Genomic DNA, 20,679 nt, shown 5'->3' with positions numbered 1-20,679 from the left:
GCCGGATTGCCGCTATGGGGACCCCCGGCGGGTTACTCCGGCAGGTGTGCCGTCAGCAGGAAGGCCGGGACCGACTTGCGACCGTTGGGTTCGTCGCGAATGTCGCCGAACGGCATCGGCAAACCCTCGGGGACCTGCGATGGGAAGTTGGCGTGGATGCGGGCCGGCCGGATCTCGTCGATCGTCCAGTACTTGGACACCACGTCGCGCAGTTCGTCCTCAGTGACGGGGTTGGCCGGGCCGTTGGGAAGGCCGGTGCGGTCGAAGACCAGCACGAAGTACGACGCCCCAGGCGCAGCCGCGCGCACGATCGACTGCTGGTAGCCCTCGCGCAACTCCGCCGGGATGGAGTGGAACAACGTCGAGTCGACGATCGTGTTGAACCGGCCGTCGTAGCCATCGAAGGCGCTGATGTCGGCGACCTGGAAGCTGGCGTTGGTCAAGCCGCGCTTGGCCGCTTCGGCCCTGGCGAGCTCGATGGCCGTCGGCGAGAGGTCGAGGCCGACGGTGGTGAAACCGCGCTCCGCGAGATACAGGTCGACGGCCGCCTCGCCGCAGCCGACGTCGAGCACCTCACCGTGGAACTTGCCCTGCTCGATCAGTGCCGCGATCTCCGGCTGCGGTTCGCCGATGCTCCACGGCGGCTTGGTGCCAAGACCAAGCTCCTCCGCCTCACCCTTGTATGCGTTTTCGAACAGATCTTGCGTTGGTTGGGTCATGAGTCCGGTATATCAATCTAGTTGATATGTGTCAATATAGTTGACATGAGCGACAACCTCGAGGACGAGCCATTGGGTTACCTGCTGCACCGGGTGATGCACGCGCTGAAGACCGATGTGACGGCGACCGTCCTCGATCCGCTGGAAGTGGCCTTCCCCGAGTACCTCTGTATGCGGGTGCTATCGAAGTATCCCGGCCACTCCAACGCCGAGCTAGCGCGTGCACTGAACGTGTCACCGCAGGCGATGAACATGGTGTTGCGCGGGCTCGAGGACCGCGAACTCGTGAGCCGGCCGGCCAGCGTGTCATCGGGCCGGTCGCTACCTGCACAACTGACTCGCGACGGCGAGGAACTGCTCAAGCGCACCGACGCCGGCGTGATCGCAGCCGAGCATCGACTAATGGTCCATCTGACCGATAAGGAGCGCCGCGAGTTCAGGCGCATCCTCGCCGCGCTGGGTTCGGATCCGCTCTGAGTGCGAGCAGACACCGAAGACCCCAATTTCGTTGTGCAATGGGCCTTCCGCGTCTGCTCGCCGGAATCAGTGGTGATGGCAGGCCACGGGCGGTGAGGGCGGAATATCCAGCGCCGGGTTGCCATCGAAGAAGCCTATTGGCTTCAGGTGGAAGCCGGTATAGGCGCATGGCATCACCGGCCAATCCTCGGGTCGCACAACGTGATGCGCGCCGACCGTGTACCAGAGCACCACATCGGTGTCCTCCAGCGGTGCGTCATCCGCGATGAACTGCGGCAGCCCCTGGATGTCGGACGACTGGTACATGTAGTCGCCTGCCGCGAACTTCTCCGCAGGGTCGTATCGCGTCACCCACAGGTTGTGCTGCACGAACCGCGCTCTGTCATAAATGTATGAGCCCTCCTGCACCATCACCGGCACCATGTCCCTCGGCGTCAGCTTGTAGGCCACCGGATTGCCCAACTCGTTGCGCCTGGACGGGTTTGCGATCTTCCAATAGCGGCCCTTTGACCAATCCCAGTCCCTCGCCCCGTCGGCTTCCGACGCCACCAGCGTGTCCTGCGTGATCCAAGCGTTGTGGTGCGGGTTGAGCTCCGGATCGGGTTCGGGGATCGAGTCGACTTCGTAGACGCTGTTGTTGGCGCCGTCGACGCTCATGTCGAGGCGGAAGCTGAAGAAGTGCTGGTGATTAGGCCCATAGATGTTGGGCGCGACCAGCTTTCCCCATCGCGGTACCTCGCCGTCCTTGACCGCGCCAGTGGTCAGCACCCCGGAGAGCTTGACCTCCACTTCCATCGACGCGTCGTTGTAGAAGTACCAGAAGAACCCGTACTCGTAGTTGCCGACAGTGCAGATCATCGAGATGACGAGCCGTCTGGCGCGTCGCACCTCCACCTCGCCGGTCCGGAAATCCGTATGCTTCCAAGAGATTCCGTAGTCCTCCTCATGCATACAGATCGCGTTCGGGATGGTCACCGCGTTGCCTGAGGAGTCATTCACCGTGCCGTCGAAGTAATAGATCTCGCCGAGACAATCGCAGCCGAGGGTCAGCGGGTTGGCGGAGAAGCCCATCCCGACCTCGCCCATGTCGAAGACGTTCTTGTTCCAGTGGGTGGGCGCGGTATCCCCGTACGGCACAACCATTTCCGACAGTGACGCCCGATAGATGATCGGCCGGGTCTCACCCCGGTCGGCGTAGGTAACCTCGTGCAGCGTGATGCCTTCGCGCGGGTTGAAACCCACGCGCATTGACCACTTCTGCCACTGCACCTTCCAACCGTCAACAGTGAAGCTGGGCCCATCGGGCTGGGTGATCTCGATGGGCTTGACATCGGTGCGGAACTGTTTGAAAGCAGGCCGGTTGTTCTCGTCGAACATGAACTTCTCGGCGTAGTTGCCTGCCGTCGGCGGCAGCGGAACCACCCCGTGATCCTCGATGTCGATCACCTTCATCGCGTCCAAATCGAACGTGACGATCAGGCCTTCGACGGGCCGCGCATAGCCGTGCTCGGACGCCGCGGCACGCATGAACGTCAACGGTCGACAGATCAGCGGAGAGTTGTCGTAGTGGTCCTGAGCACCGTAATAGCCAGCCGGCCAAGGGTCGATCATCGCCAGATCGAAATCGGTGACGCCGCGCTTGCGCATCGCCTCTTGCCAGCCTGGGTCGGCCCGCACCACCTCCTCGACCCCCGTCATGTGCTCGACGAGATAGGACGGGAACCGGCCAGGCACCGCTGTCCAAGAGTCGATGATCCGCGCGCCGAGGTCGACGATCGCCTCATACATCAGCTTGGCCGCGCCATCGTACATCGTCACGAACGCGCACCTCGGAACCTGCGTGCCCTCGAATGTCAGCTCGGGGTTCTTGTCTGGCTCCGCCAGCTGGATCATGACGAATTTCAGTGTGGGCGTGGCGTATTCGGAGTCCGTGACTACCGCTGCAGCCGTTTCGATCTCTGCGCTGGTCAGCGGGTCCAGCGGATAACGCGCCGTGTTGTCAATCGCCTCCGTGCTGGGCACGGTGCTTTCCATCGTCATTTGGCTTCGTCCTTCAGTTCTAGTACCGCCAGATGTGCCAGGGCATCTTCCACGGAGGTCTTGTGCGCGGCCCTGCGACCGAAGATGTACACGACGATGCCCAGCAGGAACATGCCCGTCGCGATGCTGCCTGTCCACATCATCCAAGTGCTGTCCGGTACGTCTTTGATCCACGACTTTGCAAACGAGTAGTAGATGCCGCCGATGGTGCCAAGGCTGCCGACGAGAACTGTGATCCACACGCCCGCCATGCCGCCGGGAATCCGCCAAAACTTTTCGGTGGCATAGCGATCGGCGTACTTCTTGCGAGCCAGGATGACCGGGAACAAGAAGAAGAAACCGGAGATGAGCCACGCGATGGACAGACCGCCCTGCAGGAAGATGGTCACGTTGGCCATGCTGCTCTGCGAATACAACCCCACCAGGATCAGCGACGACAGCACGCCCTGAATCAGCACCGCGGTAACCGGATTGCGCGTGCGGGGGTTCAGGTGGGTGAAGATCCGCGGCAGGTGACGCTCCAGTCCGGAAACGAAGATCAGTCGCGAGTAGGTGACCTGGTAGGACATCAACGCGACGAACACGATGCAGGCAAGCACGATTGCGCAGACCTCCATCACACCCTTGGGCGCGGCCGTCCCTAGCATCCCGATCACCCCGGTGACCGGGTTGATCTGATCGGCGGGCAGCACCATCACGGTGCCCAGCGTGGTCAGCAGGTAGATGACGACCAACGCGATCGAGCCCCAGACCACCATCCTCGGTCCGCTCTTGCGCACCGACAGGAACTCAGCACCCATGTTGTACGGCGTCTCGACACCGACGAGGTAGAGCAGCACGGTGCCGTACAGGAAACCGGCGCCGGCGAAGTCGGGCACCAATGCGGCGTGCGCAGTGAAAGGCTGGGCCGAACCGTTGCTCAACGCGTAAACCAGGCCCGAGATGAAGATGACGGCGGTCAGTGCCAAGTAGACGACGAAAACGACGTTCATGATGCGCTGATTGGCGGCGAGTTTGGCCAGCGCCAGACCGACGACGGCCCAGAGCAGCGCCAGTTGCAGGATGATCGTCAGCGTCAACCCGAGTTCCGCGTGGAACGCCAGCAGCAGGAACTGCAGGATGATTGCAGGCGATGACGCGGAGTTCAGCACGACCGGTATCCACGATAAATAGCCGCCGATGAATCCCCACGTTTCGCCCATGGTGCGGGTTGCCCAGATATATACACCGCCCTCGCCGGGCCACAGATTGCCCAGTTCCGCGACCGCCATGCCCGCTGGCACCAGGAATGTGAGAATGCCGAGCACCCACATCGGAATGGCCGTCCAGCCCCCCGCTGCCATGATCGACGAGCCGGTGATCCAGCAGATGATGAAGACGTAGGTAGCCGTGAGACCGAAGGTGGTCATCACCTTCGGCAGCACCTGTTCGGGGACCAGCTCAGTGGTCAGAAGCTTGTCGCGCCCGGATGGTGGCGCAGCCTCGAGTTCTTGCGTCATGTGTGACTCTCCCAATGCCGTTGGGTCAGTTGACGATTTGTCCGTCTTTCATGCGGACGACACGGGTCGCTTCGTCGGCCACCGTGGGGTCGTGCGTGCTGGCGACAACGGTGACGCCGAGCGTGGAACACAGGTCGCGCAGCATGCGCACCACCGTTTCCCCCGTGCGGTGGTCAAGGTTGGCCGTCGGCTCGTCGGCGAGTACCAGCGTCGGATTGCTGATCAACGAGCGCGCGATGGCGGTGCGCTGCTGCTCGCCGCCCGACATCTTGGTCGGCTGGTGATGAATCCGATGTCCGAGACCGACGAGCTCGAGCAGTTCGATCGCCCTGGTACGCAACGACTTGCGGTCGTAGGGCTCGAACAACAAAGGCAGCTCGACGTTCTCCACCGCCGACAGGAACGGGATCAGGTTGTAGCTCTGGAAGATGAACCCGATGGTGTCGTGACGCAGCGCCGCGAACTGGCTCTCGGTCAGCAGCGCGGTGTCGCGTCCCGCGAGCTTCACGGTTCCCTTGGTGGGGCGGTCGAGGCCGCCGATGATGTTGAGCAGCGTCGACTTGCCGCTGCCGCTCGGCCCCATCAAGCAGACGAATTCACCAGGCATCACCCGTAGTTCGGCTGCGACGAGCGCGCGGACCACGTCGTCACCGAGCTTGTGCAGCTTCCACACGTCCAAAATCTCGATAACGGGCGCGTGCCCCTCGGACTCGCGGGTCGTGCCTGCGGTTTCATCGATGGCAGTCATCCATCACCCTCCTGCGGTCAACGAACGAATCGGCGGCCGCGAGGCGGCATTCCAGGTGGGCACGATGCTGGTGGCCAGTGCCGCGACGATGCTCACGCCGACCGAGATCGCCACACCGAGCGTCAGCCCCTCGACCGACACTCCCGTCGCCACCAAACCGACTGTGCCAAACGCGATCCCGGTCACAGCCGCAGCCAACGCTCCGACGAGGGCGCCGAGTATCGCCGCAATCACCGGCTCAACCAGCAACGCGGCCACCACCGGAGTGCGCGGCACCCCGTTGGCGCCGAGCACCCCGAGTTCGCGGGTGCGGTGGGCGACGGTGCGCGTGGTCGCCACGGCGACCTCGACGACACCCACCAGTAGCACAGTCACAGCGATCAACACGACGGCGCGGCCGATCTCATCGGCGTGGCCCAGCGACGCCGATTGCGCGCGGATTCCGTCGGACATGCCGAACACGATCACCACGAGGAACGCCCCCGTAGCCGTCGTCACGACGGGCAACACCATCTCTCGGACCCGCCGCCGCGCGGCCAGCCATCCGTACGACAACCCATGACGCAACATCAGTGCGCTCTCTTCTTCGCGCGAGCACTCATCAGCGATCCCCCAACAAATCGACGGGACGTTGTTGCAGCAGCCGGTGCACCGGTACCAGCGCGCCGACAATCGCCATTGCCGGGAGGAACGCGGCTACCATGCCGGTCGCCTGCAGCCACGCGGTCGGAGTTGCGATGCCGGGAATCACCAGCGCCACAGCGACTCCCGCGCCGACTACGCCTAGGGCGTAGGCGGCGAGGAACACGATCCCCGACTCGACAAGGAAGAAGTACAGCACTTCGTCGGCCAGTCCGATGCTCGACATGATTCCGAATTCCCGTCGTCGTTCCTGCACCGCGGCCAGGAACGACGACACGGCGATCACGAAACCGAGACCGAGCCCGATGGTCGAGATCAGGCCGAGCGTCGAGCTGGTCACCTTGCCGGAGAACAGCGCGGAAAACTTCTGCTCGAACGTCAACGGGCCTGTGCCGCCGACGGTGTCGTAGATCAGGCCCCGCCCGGCGGGATCCGGCTTGACCGACGGATCCGCGGTCGATTTAAGTCCGACCGCACCGCCGAAGATCTGCCCCAGGTCGCGGCGCTTCTCGTCACCCGGGGGCGCGAAAATCAACCACCAGCCATTGTCGCCGACAACGGACTGGGCAAGCGGTGTGGCGACGGTGATGGATTGGCCGCTGCCCGCGACGTTCACGGTAAGACTCTGCCCGTCGACCACGACCCGATCGCCGGTGTGCAGGTCTAGCCGGTCGGCAACTTCGGCCCCCAACGTTGCTTGGCCGCTGGCTATTTCGTCGCTTCCTCGTAGCGACACTCTGCTGCCGTTGACGTCAGTGGTTCCCGATGGCACCCGGGTCGCGGCCCAGCCGGCAGGAATAGTGATGGTCGGCGCGGCGCCGTCGGCGACAAGTGCCTGTGCGTCGGAGTCGTAATGCACTCCCACCGCGGGCACCGCCCACAGTTGCGCGCTCCCAAGCACATCGGTCACCGAATCGGCGCCGGTGATCGCAAAACTCGCGGAGATCGTGCGGACCACAGTGACGCAGGCGATCGCCAAGGCGATACCGAGCACCGACAGCACGAACCGTTCGGGGCGACGGCGGATGTTGGCCAGCGCGAACCGGACGAGGCACACGAAGGTGTTCCCCGATGCGGCGACCTCGGGCGCTCGAACGGCGGTGGGTGCATTACTGACCGGGATGGTCTCCACAGTCAGAATGGTCGACCCGCAAGGTTTCACCCGCCGCCACACGCAATGTCCACAGCGTTAACTCAGGCGTGTTGCGGTTACGACGCCATTGCGGCGGCGCAACGGATTTCGTTGTCTGGTTCAGCCGCGGCGGCCGATTCCCGCCATCATCATGGGCGTGAGCAATCGACGATTTTCCTGAAATACGCTGGCTGCGGCTTCGGCCCGCTCGGCCGATAGGTATCCGGCCTTCACGACGGCTTCGCGCAGGCTTTCGAACGTCAATCGAAAGAAGTCGCAGCCCTGGTCGAGGACGTAGTCGCGCGTCATCCCTGGATTCTGGCCCAGGGCCGCGCCTCCTCGAGTTCATATGCCAATTCCAGGAGCCGCGATTCGCCGCCCCACCCCGCTGACAGCATCATGCCGACCGGCATGCCCGATGCGGATTCCCCGAGCGGAAGCGAGATCGCGGGATCGCCGGTCGCGTTCTGCAATGGCGTGAACGCGACCCATTCGAGAAGACGGTCCATGATCTGGTCGTAGTCGGCAGTCGGGTCGAGATAGCCGATAGCCGGTGTGTCCTCGGCAAGCGTCGGCATGAGCACTATGTCGTAGGTCTGCGACAGCCGTTGGGTGATCCGGCGCGAGCGAGCCAACCGCGCGATGGCCATCGGGAGCCGGTGCATATTCCTGGCGGCAATGCGGTCGAGGCCGAGCGTGAGATTGTCCAGTTTGGTTCGGTCGAAGCTCGGTCCGAACATTCGCCGTCCGCCACGCACGACAGAGAAGGCAAGAAACGACCAGTACGTCAGGAATTCGTCCTTGAACCGGGCCGGCACAGGGTTGTCGATCTCGGTGACCGTATGGCCTAGCTCCTCCAAAAGCGCAGCCGTCTTCAAAGTCTGCTCACGCATCTCCGAACTGACTTCTCGCATAATCGATTTCGTGCAGAACGCGATGCGCAGGCGCTGCGAGCCCGGCTTGGTCACGTCACCGATCGCGGGCAGCTTGGGGTTGCGGTAAACGCGTTCAGCTTCGCGGAAAAACGCCGCGGTGTCGCGGACCGAGCGAGTCACTACCCCGTTGGCGACGATATGCAGCGGCATCCGAGCGGTCTCCTTGTCCAACGGGAGACGGCCGCGGGTCGGCTTGAGGCCGACTAATCCGTTGCAGGACGCGGGGATTCGGATGGAACCGCCGCCGTCGTTGGCGTGCGCGATCGGCGCCACGCCTGCCGCCACGAACGCGGCGGAACCCGACGACGAGGCGCCCGCTGTGTGTTCCGGATTCCACGGGTTACGCACCGGGCCGATCCGTGGGTGCTCGGCCGAGCCGCTGAAGCCGAATTCCGACATCTGCGTCTTGCCGAGAGGAATCAATCCTGTCGCAAGGAACGTCCGCGCCCACGCGCCATCGGACGGAAGGGGTCGCGGCTCCCACGCGTCGGTGCCCTGCATGGTCGGCATGCCCGCGACGGCGACGTTGTCCTTGATGAACGACGGCACGCCGTCGAAATACCCGCCATACGGCCTACGCGCGTCTGCCCGGGCCCGCGCGCGGTCGTATGCCTCGAACGCCAGACCGTTCAGTCTGGGGTTGACCACTTCGGTCCGGGCGATGGCAGCCTCGACCAACTCGCGCGGCGAGACCTCGCCGGCTCCCAATTTCTCGACAAGTCCGACTGCGTCATGGTCACCGAGGGCGTCGTCGCCGAAGGCGTGGCATCGGCTACTGGCTCTTCGGCCGAGGGCCTCATCGCGGTGACTCATGCCCAGACGGTACCAACTCGTACCGCGACTGTGGTTGCCGACGCAAAAGGCCCCCGGAATATCCCGAGGGCCCTTCGCGTGTGTTTCAGCTGTTAGGACTGCCCGACCTCGAACCGGACGAACCGGGTCACGGTCACGCCGGCCTCGTCGAGCAGCGCCTTGACGGTCTTCTTGTTGTCGGACACCGACGGCTGGTCGAGCAGCACGACGTCCTTGTAGAAGCCGGTCACCCGGCCCTCGACGATCTTGGGCAACGCCTGCTCGGGCTTGCCCTCGTTGCGGGCCGTCTCCTCGGCGATGCGGCGCTCGTTGGCGACAATGTCCTCAGGCACGTCGTCGCGCGTCAGGTACTTGGCCTTCAGCGCGGCGATCTGCAGAGCGACCGCGTGCGCGGCCTCTGAGCCTTTCGAGTCAGAGCCCGTGTATTCGACGAGGACACCCACGGCGGGCGGCAAGTCGGACGCCCGCTTGTGCAGGTAGGTCTCGACGGTGCCGTCGAAGTAGGCGACGCGGCGCAGCTCGAGCTTCTCACCGATCTTGGCGGACAAGTCCGCGATGACCTGCTCGACGGTGGTGTCGCCGACCTTGGCGGCCTTCAGAGCGTCGATATCGGTCGCCTTCGCGGCGGCAGCCGCCGCGACGATCTGATCCGCGACCGCTTGGAATTCGGCGTTCTTCGCGACGAAGTCGGTCTCGGAGTTCAGCTCGATCAGTGCGCCGTCCTTGGCGGCAACCAGGCCCTCTGCGGTGGCACGCTCGGCGCGCTTGCCGACGTCCTTGGCGCCCTTGATGCGCAGCAGCTCGACGGCCTTGTCGAAATCGCCGTCGGCCTCAACCAGCGCGTTCTTGGAGTCGAGCATGCCGGCGCCGGTCAGCTCCCGAAGTCGCTTGACGTCGGCAGCGGTGTAGTTCGCCAATGTTCAGCCTTTCCTACTAAGACTCTGTCTTCGTTTCAGTTGCGGTGTCGGCCCCGGCCGTCTCCGTCGACGCCGTGGCGCCCGCCAGCAGCTCCTGCTCCCACTCGGCGAGCGGCTCGGCGCCCTCTGCCTCGGCCTCGCCGTTGCCCTTGCCGACGCCTGCGCGGGCCTGCAGGCCCTCGGCGACCGCAGACGCGACGACCTTGGTCAGCAACGCGGCCGACCGGATCGCGTCGTCGTTGCCCGGGATCGGGTAGTCGACCAGATCGGGGTCGCAGTTGGTGTCGAGGATCGCGATGACCGGGATGCCAAGCTTGCGGGCCTCACCGACGGCGATGTGCTCCTTGTTGGTGTCGACCACCCAGATCGCCGAGGGCACCTTCTGCATGTCGCGAATACCGCCGAGGCTGCGCTCGAGCTTGTTCTTCTCGCGGGTCAGCATCAGGATCTCCTTCTTGGTGCGACCCTCGAAACCACCGGTCTGCTCCATCGCCTCGAGCTCCTTGAGGCGCTGCAGCCGCTTGTGCACGGTGGAGAAGTTGGTGAGCATGCCGCCCAGCCAGCGCTGGTTCACATAGGGCATGCCGACGCGGGTCGCCTCCTCGGCGATGGATTCCTGGGCCTGCTTCTTGGTGCCGACGAACATGATGCTGCCGCCATGGGCGACAGTCTCTTTGACGAACTCGTACGCCTTGTCGATGTAGGTCAGCGTCTGCTGCAGGTCGATGATGTAGATGCCGTTGCGGTCGGTGAAGATGAACCGCTTCATCTTGGGATTCCAGCGACGGGTCTGGTGCCCGAAGTGGGTGCCGCTGTCCAGCAGCTGTTTCATGGTCACTACGGCCATGGGTGTATGCCTCTTTTGTTGTCGGTTGCCGCGCGGCGCCGGGTGACGCCGAGCCCTGGTGCCTGCGGGATACCGAACCCGTCCTAGAACGGGACCGACGGCATCCGGATATGACCGCCATTGGGTGGTCATGCGTAGACACGCGAAGTCAGCCCGCGCAAGCGAGCTGCGGTTAGCAGTTTACACGCTGGACAGGGTGCTTTTTTCCACACTGCGACCGTCATCCACAGGTTGGCTGGTTCGCCTGGACTTCTCCGAGCCCGGTGCGCTGAGCTGGGAGTATGCGGTATGTGGCGGCGCTGACGGCGATGGCACTGCTGTGGGCGCCGGCAGTCTTGGCCGATGACGACAGGCTGGACTGGCCGCTGCGGCCCCGACCAGCTGTTCTGCGGATATTCGACGCGCCGTCACCGAACTGGAAGCCCGGCCACCGCGGCGTCGACCTGGCAGGAGTCGCGGGCCAGCCGGTGTACGCCGCCGGCGCGGGCACGGTGGTGTTCGCGGGAGAGCTCGCGGGGCGGACCCTGGTGTCGATCGCACATCCCGGCGGGCTGCGAACCACCTATGAACCGGTGCGTCCGACGGTGCGGGCAGGGCAGCTCGTCGACGCCGGCGATCCGCTCGGCACGCTCGAGGCAGGCCACGCCGGTTGCTCAGCCGCTGCGTGCCTGCACTGGGGTGCGATGTGGGGTGCGGCGTCGCGGGCGGATTACGTCGACCCGCTGGGCCTTCTGGCCGGCACGCCGATCCGCCTCAAACCGCTGGGCGGCTAACTCACTAGCGCGAGTGACCGTGTTTGCACACGACACGCCGTGGATTTCTGTACAAACGCGGTCGCTCGCCGGGTGGGTTAGGCCCGCGGATGCGCCTGGTCGTGCACCGCACGCAGGCGGGCGACGGTGACATGCGTATACAGCTGCGTGGTGGCCAGCGTCGAGTGGCCGAGCAGTTCTTGCACGACGCGCAGGTCGGCGCCGCCCTCGAGCAGATGCGTTGCGGCGCTGTGCCGCAACCCATGTGGGCCGATATCGGGGGCGCCATCGACGGCGGCCATTGTCTGGTGCACGACGGTGCGGGCCTGCCGCGGATCGAGCCGACGGCCGCGCGCGCCCAACAGCAGCGCAGGCCCCGAATCCGCGGTGGCCAGTTCGGGCCGTCCGTCTGATAGCCACGCCGTCAACGCCGCCTGCGCCGGCTCGCCGAACGGCACTGTCCGCTGCTTGTTGCCCTTGCCGAGCACGCGCAGAAGTCGCCGCGGTCGATCGACGTCATCGATGTCGAGCCCGCACAGCTCGCTGACCCGAATCCCGGTGGCATACAACAACTCAACGATCAACTGATCCCGCAGCGCTAGCGGATCACCTTGCTGCGCACCGGATTTCGCCGCAGCCATGGCGTCCAGAGCCTGATCCTGCCGCAGCACCGAAGGCAACGTTCGTCTAGCCTTCGGCATTTGCAACCGCGTGGCAGGATCACTCGACAACAGGCCGCGACGCGTCGCCCACGCCGTAAAGGTCTTGACTGCCGACGTCCGTCGCGCCAACGTGGTCCGCGCCGCGCCAGCCGTCGCCTGTGCCGCGAGCCAGGACCGAAGGATCGGAAGGCTCAGCCTGTCCAATCCGGCGCCGGGAACCTGTGCGGAGAGATAGTCGAACAGCAATCGCAGATCACCCAAATACGCGCGGCGCGTGTGGTCGGAGCGGCCGCGCTGCAACTCGAGATACTCATCGAACTCCTCGAGACAGTGCTCGATTCCCCGGTCGCTTCGCTCCTGCCCTCCGGTCTCCACTCCCCTACCGTCGCAGACCCGAGCGCCCGCTCTCAGGTGACGCGCCGCAGAACGTCAGGCGTCAGGTCCTTCAGAGTCGGATAACCATCCACAGCCATGATCAGGTCGGTCTCGGCCAACAGCGAGCGCAGCACGTGCACAACGCCATCCTCACCGCCGATCGCGAGCCCGAACGCGTACGGGCGCCCGATACCGACGGCGGTCGCGCCGAGCGCCAGCGCCTTGACAATGTCGGCGCCGGTGCGGATGCCGGAGTCGAACAGCACCGGCAGCCCGTCGGCCGCCGTCACCACGCCAGGGAGGCAGTCGATGGCCGGAATGCCGCCGTTGGCCTGGCGTCCACCGTGGTTCGAGCAGTAGATGCCGTCAACACCGCCGTCCCTTGCCCGGCGCGCATCATCGGGATGGCAGATGCCCTTGACGATCAGCGGCAGATCGGTCAGCGACCGCAGCCATGGAAGGTCGTCCCACGTCAACGGATTGCCGAATACCGAAACCCAGCGCAGCACAGCCGCCTGCGGATTCTCCTCGGGCGTTTGTTGCAGGCTCGCCCGGAACACCGGATCACTCGTGTAGTTCGCGAGACAGCGGCCGCGCAGCTGCGGGAAGTTTGACGTCGACAGGTCACGCGGACGCCAGCCAGGCACCCAGGTGTCCAGCGTGACGATGATGCCCTTGTACCCGGCGGCCTCGGCGCGCCGGACCAAGCTTTCCGCCAAGTTCTTATCGGTCGGCGTGTACAGCTGGAAAAAGCCTGGGGTAGAACCGAATTCGGCCGCGATGTCTTCGAGAGGATCCTCGGTCAGCGTCGAGATGACCATCGGCACACCGGTGCGCGCGGCGGCTCGCGCGGTGGCCAGATCGCCATGGCCGTCCTGCGCGCAGATGCCGGTGACGCCGATCGGCGCCATGAACACCGGCGACGGCAACGTCAGACCGAATACTTCGACTGACAGGTCACGCTCGCGTTGAGCGTTGAACATCCGCGGCATCAAGCCCCAGTTGTCGAAGGCGGTGCGATTCACCCGTTGAGTCCGTTCGTCGCCCGCGCCGCCCGCCACATACGACCAGATCGACGGCGACATCGCCGCTTCGGCCTTGGCCTCCCATTCCACGTAGGACATCGGGAGTGACGGCACTATGCCGGACAGTCCCTGTAGATAAATCTCGAACTGGTAGTCGCCGAATGCCATCCGCCTAGCGTGCCAGCCGGGCGCCGGACTTGGTCAGCGAACCAGCCGCGCGGCCACCCCGGCGTAGACGTGACCGAGCTTCTGGGCGTCGCGGTGCTGGCGCGACGGGAACCACCGGCAGACGTCCACGCACAGCGACGAGATCGCCATCACCACCTCGTCGACGTTGTCGACATCGAACTCGCCGGCGACCACACCGCCGGCCACGATCTGGGTAATGACGTCGGTCGCCTGGTGCCGCAGCGGTGCGATCGTGCGGTAGTGAGCCGTCGTCAGGCCGTGCAGTTCGTATTGCACGACGCGGGCCTGTTTGTGGTTTTCCGCATGCCATGACGCGAATGCCGCGACGACGGCGCGCAATCGGTCGGTGAAGGTAGCCCCTGGTTTGTCGGCCCTTTTCAGTGCGGCCAGCAGGCTGCTGTGGCCTTCGAGGGCGATCGCGTAGAGCAGCTCCTCTTTGGAGCGGTAATGCGGATACATCGCCGTCGCGCTCATGTTGAGTCGCTTGGCGATCTGGCGCGTGGAGCTGCCGCCGTATCCCGACTCCGCGAAGGCCTCGATTGCGGCGCGCCGCATGCGTTCCGCCGCAGCTGAATCCGCAGCTCTACCGATGGTCATGACGGTCGGGATCCTACACGTAATTGACATTTGTCGATGGTCGGCGCATTATTAGCGAGCGCTCATAAAATGAGCGTTCGCTAATGTGATGTACCTCTCCGAAAGGCTGTCCCGACATGGCGGAGTTCTTCTCGCGGCGTGATGTCGACTTCATGCTCTACGAGTGGCTCGACGTGGTCGAGTTGACCAAGCGTGACCATTTCGGAGAGCACTCCCGCGACACGTTCGACGCCGTTCTCGACCTGTCGGAAGACATCGCGACGAAATGCTTTGCGCCGCATAACAAGAAGGGCGACCAGAACGAGCCGACCGTCGGCCCCGACGGGAAAGTCGTGCTGATCGACGAGATCAAGGACGCTCTGGAGACTTTCAGCGAAGCTGGCCTGCTGGCCGGATCATTCGACGAAGCGGTCGGCGGCATGCAGCTGCCGACGGTGGTGGCTCACGCGTGCATGGCGTTCTTCCGAGCCGCCAACCCCAGCACAACGTCATATGCGTTCTTGACCGTCGGCAACGCCAACCTGCTCGTCGAATACGGGACTGAGGAGCAGATCGACACGTGGGTCCGGCCGATGCTCGAGGGACGGTACTTCGGCACCATGTGCCTTTCGGAGCCCGATGCCGGCTCCTCGTTGACCGACATCACCACCAAGGCTGTGCCCGCCGCCGACGGCACGTACCGGATCACAGGAACAAAGATGTGGATCACGGGCGGTGACCACGAGCTGACCGAGAACATCGTGCACCTCGTGCTCGCCAAGGCTCCCGGCGGCGGCCCCGGCGTCAAGGGCATCTCGCTGTTCATCGTGCCGAAGTTCCTGCCCGATGGCACCCGCAACGACGTCGCACTGGTCAGCCTGAACCACAAGATGGGCAACCACGCCACCACGAACGCGCTGCTGAATTTTGGCGATGGTTCGCATCAGCCCGCCGAAGAGCCCGGCGCGGTCGGCTATCTCGTCGGTGAGGAGCACAAGGGACTGGCCTACATGTTCCACATGATGAACGAGGCTCGCGTAGCCGTCGGCTTCCAGGCGATGGCCACAGGATACGCCGGTTACCTGGCGTCCCTCGAATACGCCAAGCAACGCACTCAAGGCCGTCCTCTCGGCGATAAGGATCCGAATCGCCCTCAGGTGGCGATCATCGAGCATGCCGATGTCAAGCGAATGTTGTTGGCGCAGAAGTCTTATGTCGAGGGCGCGTTCGCGCTCGGCCTCTACTGCTGGATGCTGGTGGATGAGGGGCGCACCAGCGTCGGGGCCGATCGCGAACGCGCCAATCTTCTGCTCGAGGTGCTGACGCCGATCGCGAAGAGTTGGCCGTCGCAGTGGTGTCTTGAGGCCAACAGCCTGGCGATCCAGGTGCACGGCGGATACGGCTACACCAGGGAGTTCGACGTCGAACAGGGCTATCGCGACAATCGTCTGAACGCAATTCACGAGGGCACGCACGGCATCCACGGCCTGGATCTGTTGGGCCGCAAGGTCGTCATGGCCGACGGTGCGGGCCTGACGTTGTTGGCCGAGCGCATCAACGAAACCATCGACAAGGCACTGCAGTCCGAGAGCACCGAGGGCTATGCCCAGCAGTTGCGCGTGGCGGTGCAACGGCTGGTCGACGTCACCGAGACATTGTGGGCCGCGGGCGATGTCGCCACCACGCTCGCCAACTCGACTGTCTACCTCGAGGCAGCAGGGCATGTGGTGATGGCCTGGATGTGGCTGGAGCAGCTGATCGCCGCGAACGACCACCGGGGCGATTTCTACGACGGCAAACGCGCTGCGGCACAGTACTTTTACGCGTTCGAGCTGCCGAAGGTCGGCCCGCAATTCGATCTGCTGGCCAGTCTTGACCGCACCACGGTGGACGCGCAGCCAGCCTGGTTCTAGGCGCTGGCCTCCGCTTCGGCCAACTCGCGCTTCCATTGGCGGAAGGTCTCCTCGGTGCGGCCGCGTCGCCAATAGCCGGAGATGGATGCGGCCCACTTGGCGTCGACGCCGCGTTCCTTGCGGATGTAGGGTCGCAGGCTGTGCATCACGGCCTGCGCTTCGCCGTGGATGAAGACTTGCACCTGTCCTGGCAGCCAGGCGGCTTCCTTGACGGCTGTGATTAGCGGGGCGTTGTCCCCCGCCGCGTCTTCGGGCACCAGGTCGGCGCGGCCTCCGCGATAGATCCATCGCACCTCGACACCGGCCGGTGCGCTCAGCGCGATCTCGTCCTCAGGTCCGGCGACCTCGAGAAATACTTGACCAACTGCGTTGTCGGGCAGGGCTTCCAACGCGGCACTGATGGCGGGGACGGCCGCCTCGTCGCCGGCGAGCAGGTGCCAATCGGCAGCGGGGTCTGGCGCGTACGCGCCGTTGGGGCTCGTCAGGTAGGCGGGTTGGCCCGGGACGGCCGACGCCGCCCATGGCCCAGCCACGCCGTGTTCGCCGTGCACGACGAAGTCAATCCAGATCTCGCGGCGCCCGGTGTCGACCCGGCGCACTGTGTAGGTGCGCACCGTGGGTCGCTTCTCGGCGGGTAGTTCGTTGAAGCTGTCCATCGTCAGCGGCTGCGGCAGCGCGCCGACGTCGACGCCATCGGGCACGAACGCGATCTTGACGTAGGCGTCCGTGTTCTCATTGGGGACGAACGAGTCAAAGCCCTTGCCGCCCAAGACGACGCGGATCAGGTGCGGGGTGAGCTGCTCCGTGCGCACCACCTCGAACGTATTCAGCGGACGTCCTGCCACAGTTCCTCCAAAATAATTAGCAGCACTTATGGTTGTATTTTCACAACTATAAACGACCGAACGTCTGCGTGGCCGGGTACCTCGCCAGCACGCCGGCCCGGCATCTGATCAGCGCGCTGGCCACTACCTTGGGCTGCCAGTCCGACGAATGCGAGTGGGTCATCGGGTGCCCATGCACGACTCAGCCCGGCATCACGCTGACGACCGTCATCGCGGCGACGAGCAGGATGACCGTTGCGGCGCGGGCAACGAACCTGCTCGTCGCGCTGTGCATGGAGCCAACCTACCGGTGCGCCAACTTCCAACGCCCACCTTGGCAGACGACCAGGCCCGCGATCTCCAGCATTGAAAGCGGACCCAAAACCTGTGTCGGTGGCAAACCGGATCCGACCGCAATCTCGTCGACGGTGCGTGCGCCGCGGGCGGGAAACGCGTCGTAGACCCGGCGCTCGTCGTCGGCCAGACCATCGAGCGGTGACTTCGGACGCGCGTGATCGGGCGCCAACTCGCCCACGCGGCCAACCAATTCCAACACCTCATCTGCGCGCGTGACGAGGATCGCGCCGTCACGGAGCAACACGTGACAGCCGACGGAGGCCGACGAAGTCACCGGCCCGGGCACCGCCGACACTGCGCGGCCGAGCGCCTTGGCCCACGCGGCGGTGTTGGCCGCGCCGCTGCGGGCGCCGGCCTCGACGACCACCGTGGCTCCTGACAGCGCTGCGACCAATCGGTTGCGGGTCAGGAACCGGTGCCGCTGCGGCCGAAGGCCCGGCGGGTACTCGGTGACGATCAGTCCCTCTTCGCCGATCCGATGCAACATCGCGGCGTGGCCCGCAGGGTAGGACACGTCGATGCCACCGGCGAGGACCGCGACAGTGAATCCGTCGGCCGCCAATGCAGCACGGTGCGCTGCCCCGTCGATGCCGTAGGCACCACCCGACACCACCGCCACGTCCCGTTCCGCCAAACCGGCAGCCAACTCCGCCGCGACATGTTCGCCGTAGGTGGTGGAGGCGCGGGTGCCCACAATCGCCGCCGCGCGTTCGGCGACTTCGTCGAGGCGCGCCGGACCCATTACCCATAGCGCAAGCGGTGGATGCCCCTCCGGCCGCTTCATAGTATCGATGCCGTCGAACGCGGTGAACGCCAGCAGCGGCCACTCGTCGTCCGCCGCGGTGATCAAGCGTCCACCCATTCGGTCCAGGAGAGCCAAATCATCTGCAGCACAATCGATCTGGTGACGTGCCGCGGTGAGATGCAGCAGCCGCTCATCGACCACACGTCGCTGTATTTGCTCGGCCGCCTCGACCGGTCCTACGCGGGACACCAGCGCTGCAAGTGGCGGGCACGGCGGTTCTGCAACGCGGGACAGGTAGGCCACGGCGCGCAGGGCTCGTTCGCTCATCGCGCACCGCCGGCCTGACGAAAACTCAGCGCCGTGCAGACCTGCTCGACTCCCGGTGATGATCGGCCGGCTAGATCTGCCAACGTCCAAGCCACGCGCAAACTTCGGTCGAATCCCCGAGGGCTCAACTGGCCACGGTCGAGCGCCGTTCGTAGCGGCTTCATGGTGTTGAAGTCGAGTCGAAATTTTCTACGCATGAGCGAACCGCTGACTTCGGCGTTGGTGCGGATGCCGTAGGGCCGCCATCGCTCGGCGGCTGCCATCCGTGCCGCGGCTACCCGCTTGCGGACGTCGGCGCTTGACTCACCGTCTTCCGCCGCGAACGCTCCCGCCCGCGCCATGTGCATCTCGACGCGCAGGTCCACTCGATCCAGCAGTGGCCCGGACAACTTGCCCATGTATCGCCGCTTGACCATCGACCCGCACGTGCAATCCTTCGGATCGGCAGGCGCACACGGACACGGGTTGGCGGCGAGCACCAATTGGAATCGCGCCGGATAGCGAGCAACGCCACCCCCGCGGGCAAGGCGAATCTCACCTTCCTCCAACGGAGTTCGCAATGCTTCCAATGCAGCGACCCCCATCTCGGCGCACTCGTCGAGAAACAGCACACCGCGGTGCGCCCGGCTGACGGCGCCCGGCTGGGCAATCCCTGAGCCGCCGCCGACCAATGCCGCCACGCTTGACGTGTGATGCGGCGCAACAAACGGTGGCTGGGTGATTAATGGTGTGCTGCCCGACAGCAGCCCGGCCACCGAATGAATTGCCGTCACCTCAAGTGCCTCCTCGTGTGTCAGCGGTGGCAGCAGACCTGGAAGCCGTTGTGCCAGCATGGTTTTGCCGACACCGGGCGGCCCGGTAAGCATCAAGTGGTGCGCCCCCGCGGCCGCGACTTCGACGGCGAACCGAGCGTGCGACTGGCCGACCACGTCAGCGAGGTCGACCGACGGGTCCTGCGCGGGAGCGGCCGCCTCGACGCGGTCGTCGAGCTCGGCCTTGCCCACCAGCCAGGCCATCACCTGACCCAGGCTGCTCGCACCCCACACGTCGATACCGTCGACCAGGCTGGCCTCCGCAAGATTTTCGACTGGGACCACGACGGCAGGCCATCCCTCGCACTTTGCGGACAGCACCGATGGCAACACACCTTTGACGGGGCGAATCCGGCCGTCGAGGGCGAGTTCGCCCAACAACACGGTCTTGTCGAGCCGCGGCCATACCGTCTTTTGCTCCGCCGAGACGACGGCCGCGGCGAGGGCCAGGTCGTAGACCGAACCCATCTTCGGCAGGGTGGCTGGCGAGAGCGCAAGTGTCAGCCTCGCCATCGGCCAGTTCATGCCGCAGTTGGTGATCGCCGCGCGCACGCGGTCGCGCGACTCGTGCAAGGCGGTATCGGGCAGTCCGACTAGATGCACACTCGGCAACCCAGAACCGATATCGGCCTCGATCTCGACGATCACACCGTTAAGGCCGCGTACGGCCACCGAGAAAGCCCTGCCCAGCGCCATCAGCCGACCCCCTGCATGTGAGTGATTTCCGGTGTTGGGCTACGACCGATGCGCACGCCGATCACGTCTATGCGCACCGTTCCCCAGCTCCCGGTCTGAGCGGCGAGCCAGAGTCCGGCGAGCCGCCGCAGCCGTCGCACCTTCAGAGGGGTCACCGCCTCGGCAACACCACCGAATTGGTCGCTGGTGCGTGTCTTGACCTCAACGAACACCAGCGTGCAAGCGGCATCGTCGGCGGCGATCACATCCAGTTCGCCGTACCGGCATCGCCAGTTGCGCGACAACACGCGCAGTCCCAGCGATCCCAAATAGTCGACCGCCAATTGCTCACCCAGCGCACCGATCTCGGCACGTGTCAACGAAGTCATGGCGTCACAGTGCGATGCACAGCCGACATGTCGGTGCGCTTGGGCTGTGTCGTCCCGCGTAGATATGCGCTTAGAGGCCGCGTTGTACACAGTTGCGACTTCATCCACAGAAGACCGCAGAGTCATCTTCATCCCCGGAGCACCGCACGCCGTCGCGGGCGTTGGCGGAAGCATGTGGTGCAGCCGAAAGAATGGGCGACGAGAGCGCACGGTCCCCGTCGCGAGATCAGAAATAGTTCGACTTGCCCGCCTCTAAGCGACAACAGCATTTGTCCAGGTCATCGGCCTA

The 20,679-nt window shown here is 64.9% G+C and carries 20 protein-coding genes; 3 read left to right on the top strand and 17 right to left on the bottom strand.

All coding sequences use genetic code 11. The features are described from left to right. Positions 1–32: 32 nt before the first annotated feature. On the bottom strand, positions 33–719 hold the full coding sequence (locus MYCSM_RS11335; protein ID WP_015306291.1) for a class I SAM-dependent methyltransferase: 687 nt from the start codon (positions 717–719) through the stop codon (positions 33–35). A gap of 45 nt (positions 720–764) precedes the next feature. Here MYCSM_RS11335 and MYCSM_RS11330 point away from each other — a divergent pair, with 45 nt between their 5' ends. Then, positions 765–1,196 carry a MarR family winged helix-turn-helix transcriptional regulator gene (locus MYCSM_RS11330; protein ID WP_015306290.1) on the top strand — a complete coding sequence of 144 codons (432 nt, stop codon included), beginning with the start codon at positions 765–767 and terminating at the stop codon, positions 1,194–1,196. Positions 1,197–1,262: 66 nt separating this feature from the next. On the opposite strand, the gene MYCSM_RS11325 is transcribed toward MYCSM_RS11330, so the two are convergent. The 9 genes from MYCSM_RS11325 to rpsB form a co-directional block, all read right to left on the bottom strand. After that, positions 1,263–3,236 carry a primary-amine oxidase gene (locus MYCSM_RS11325; protein ID WP_015306289.1) on the bottom strand — a complete coding sequence of 658 codons (1,974 nt, stop codon included), beginning with the start codon at positions 3,234–3,236 and terminating at the stop codon, positions 1,263–1,265. Further along, the gene (locus MYCSM_RS11320) at positions 3,233–4,735 is read right to left on the bottom strand and encodes an APC family permease (protein WP_015306288.1); all 1,503 of its coding nucleotides are present in this window, start codon (positions 4,733–4,735) and stop codon (positions 3,233–3,235) included. Before MYCSM_RS11320 ends, MYCSM_RS11325 begins: the two co-directional genes overlap by 4 nt. Before the next feature lie 25 nt (positions 4,736–4,760). Further along, a complete protein-coding gene (locus MYCSM_RS11315) occupies positions 4,761–5,483 on the bottom strand; it encodes an ABC transporter ATP-binding protein (protein WP_015306287.1) in 723 nt (240 codons plus the stop codon). Positions 5,484–5,486: 3 nt separating this feature from the next. Further along, on the bottom strand, positions 5,487–6,053 hold the full coding sequence (locus MYCSM_RS11310) for an ABC transporter permease (protein ID WP_015306286.1): 567 nt from the start codon (positions 6,051–6,053) through the stop codon (positions 5,487–5,489). Positions 6,054–6,084: 31 nt separating this feature from the next. Beyond that, on the bottom strand, positions 6,085–7,257 hold the full coding sequence (locus MYCSM_RS11305) for an FtsX-like permease family protein (RefSeq protein WP_083906271.1): 1,173 nt from the start codon (positions 7,255–7,257) through the stop codon (positions 6,085–6,087). 120 nt (positions 7,258–7,377) lie between these two features. Further along, positions 7,378–7,566 carry a hypothetical protein gene (locus tag MYCSM_RS11300; RefSeq protein ID WP_015306284.1) on the bottom strand — a complete coding sequence of 63 codons (189 nt, stop codon included), beginning with the start codon at positions 7,564–7,566 and terminating at the stop codon, positions 7,378–7,380. Further along, the gene (locus MYCSM_RS11295; protein WP_015306283.1) at positions 7,563–9,005 is read right to left on the bottom strand and encodes an amidase; all 1,443 of its coding nucleotides are present in this window, start codon (positions 9,003–9,005) and stop codon (positions 7,563–7,565) included. Before MYCSM_RS11295 ends, MYCSM_RS11300 begins: the two co-directional genes overlap by 4 nt. A gap of 92 nt (positions 9,006–9,097) precedes the next feature. Next, the gene (gene tsf / locus MYCSM_RS11290) at positions 9,098–9,922 is read right to left on the bottom strand and encodes a translation elongation factor Ts (RefSeq protein ID WP_015306282.1); all 825 of its coding nucleotides are present in this window, start codon (positions 9,920–9,922) and stop codon (positions 9,098–9,100) included. A 16-nt stretch (positions 9,923–9,938) separates the two neighbouring features. Then, the gene (gene rpsB, locus MYCSM_RS11285; RefSeq protein ID WP_015306281.1) at positions 9,939–10,769 is read right to left on the bottom strand and encodes a 30S ribosomal protein S2; all 831 of its coding nucleotides are present in this window, start codon (positions 10,767–10,769) and stop codon (positions 9,939–9,941) included. Positions 10,770–11,050: 281 nt separating this feature from the next. On the opposite strand from rpsB, the gene MYCSM_RS11280 reads away from it, so the two are divergent. Then, the gene (locus MYCSM_RS11280; RefSeq protein ID WP_015306280.1) at positions 11,051–11,542 is read left to right on the top strand and encodes a M23 family metallopeptidase; all 492 of its coding nucleotides are present in this window, start codon (positions 11,051–11,053) and stop codon (positions 11,540–11,542) included. Positions 11,543–11,619: 77 nt separating this feature from the next. Here the strand turns inward: MYCSM_RS11280 and MYCSM_RS11275 are convergent, their stop codons facing one another. The 3 genes from MYCSM_RS11275 to MYCSM_RS11265 form a co-directional block, all read right to left on the bottom strand. Next, positions 11,620–12,522 (bottom strand): tyrosine recombinase XerC, encoded by a 903-nt coding sequence (locus MYCSM_RS11275; RefSeq protein WP_041313818.1) that lies wholly within the window; start codon positions 12,520–12,522, stop codon positions 11,620–11,622. A gap of 68 nt (positions 12,523–12,590) precedes the next feature. Then, positions 12,591–13,751 (bottom strand): lactate 2-monooxygenase, encoded by a 1,161-nt coding sequence (locus MYCSM_RS11270; RefSeq protein WP_015306278.1) that lies wholly within the window; start codon positions 13,749–13,751, stop codon positions 12,591–12,593. Positions 13,752–13,784: 33 nt separating this feature from the next. After that, the gene (locus MYCSM_RS11265; protein ID WP_015306277.1) at positions 13,785–14,369 is read right to left on the bottom strand and encodes a TetR/AcrR family transcriptional regulator; all 585 of its coding nucleotides are present in this window, start codon (positions 14,367–14,369) and stop codon (positions 13,785–13,787) included. A 116-nt stretch (positions 14,370–14,485) separates the two neighbouring features. Between MYCSM_RS11265 and MYCSM_RS11260 the strand changes: the two genes are divergently transcribed. Continuing rightward, positions 14,486–16,261 carry an acyl-CoA dehydrogenase gene (locus MYCSM_RS11260; RefSeq protein ID WP_015306276.1) on the top strand — a complete coding sequence of 592 codons (1,776 nt, stop codon included), beginning with the start codon at positions 14,486–14,488 and terminating at the stop codon, positions 16,259–16,261. On the opposite strand, the gene MYCSM_RS11255 is transcribed toward MYCSM_RS11260, so the two are convergent. The 4 genes from MYCSM_RS11255 to MYCSM_RS11240 all read right to left on the bottom strand — a co-directional run bounded on the left by MYCSM_RS11255 (position 16,258) and on the right by MYCSM_RS11240 (position 20,390). Further along, positions 16,258–17,106 carry a siderophore-interacting protein gene (locus tag MYCSM_RS11255; protein ID WP_015306275.1) on the bottom strand — a complete coding sequence of 283 codons (849 nt, stop codon included), beginning with the start codon at positions 17,104–17,106 and terminating at the stop codon, positions 16,258–16,260. The genes MYCSM_RS11260 and MYCSM_RS11255 overlap by 4 nt on opposite strands. Before the next feature lie 283 nt (positions 17,107–17,389). Further along, positions 17,390–18,514, bottom strand: a complete 1,125-nt coding sequence (dprA, locus tag MYCSM_RS11250) for a DNA-processing protein DprA (RefSeq protein WP_015306273.1) — start codon at positions 18,512–18,514, stop codon at positions 17,390–17,392. Next, positions 18,511–20,022: a YifB family Mg chelatase-like AAA ATPase gene (locus tag MYCSM_RS11245; protein ID WP_015306272.1), complete on the bottom strand. Its 1,512-nt coding sequence runs from the start codon at positions 20,020–20,022 to the stop codon at positions 18,511–18,513. The genes dprA and MYCSM_RS11245 overlap by 4 nt, the downstream gene beginning before the upstream one ends. Continuing rightward, positions 20,022–20,390: a YraN family protein gene (locus MYCSM_RS11240; RefSeq protein WP_015306271.1), complete on the bottom strand. Its 369-nt coding sequence runs from the start codon at positions 20,388–20,390 to the stop codon at positions 20,022–20,024. The genes MYCSM_RS11245 and MYCSM_RS11240 overlap by 1 nt, the downstream gene beginning before the upstream one ends. Positions 20,391–20,679 lie beyond the last annotated feature (289 nt).

Source organism: Mycobacterium sp. JS623 (assembly GCF_000328565.1).
Classification (GTDB): Bacteria; Actinomycetota; Actinomycetes; order Mycobacteriales; family Mycobacteriaceae; genus Mycobacterium.
Note: the sequence above shows the minus strand (reverse complement) of the source record. Positions and strands in the feature narration are given on the sequence as shown.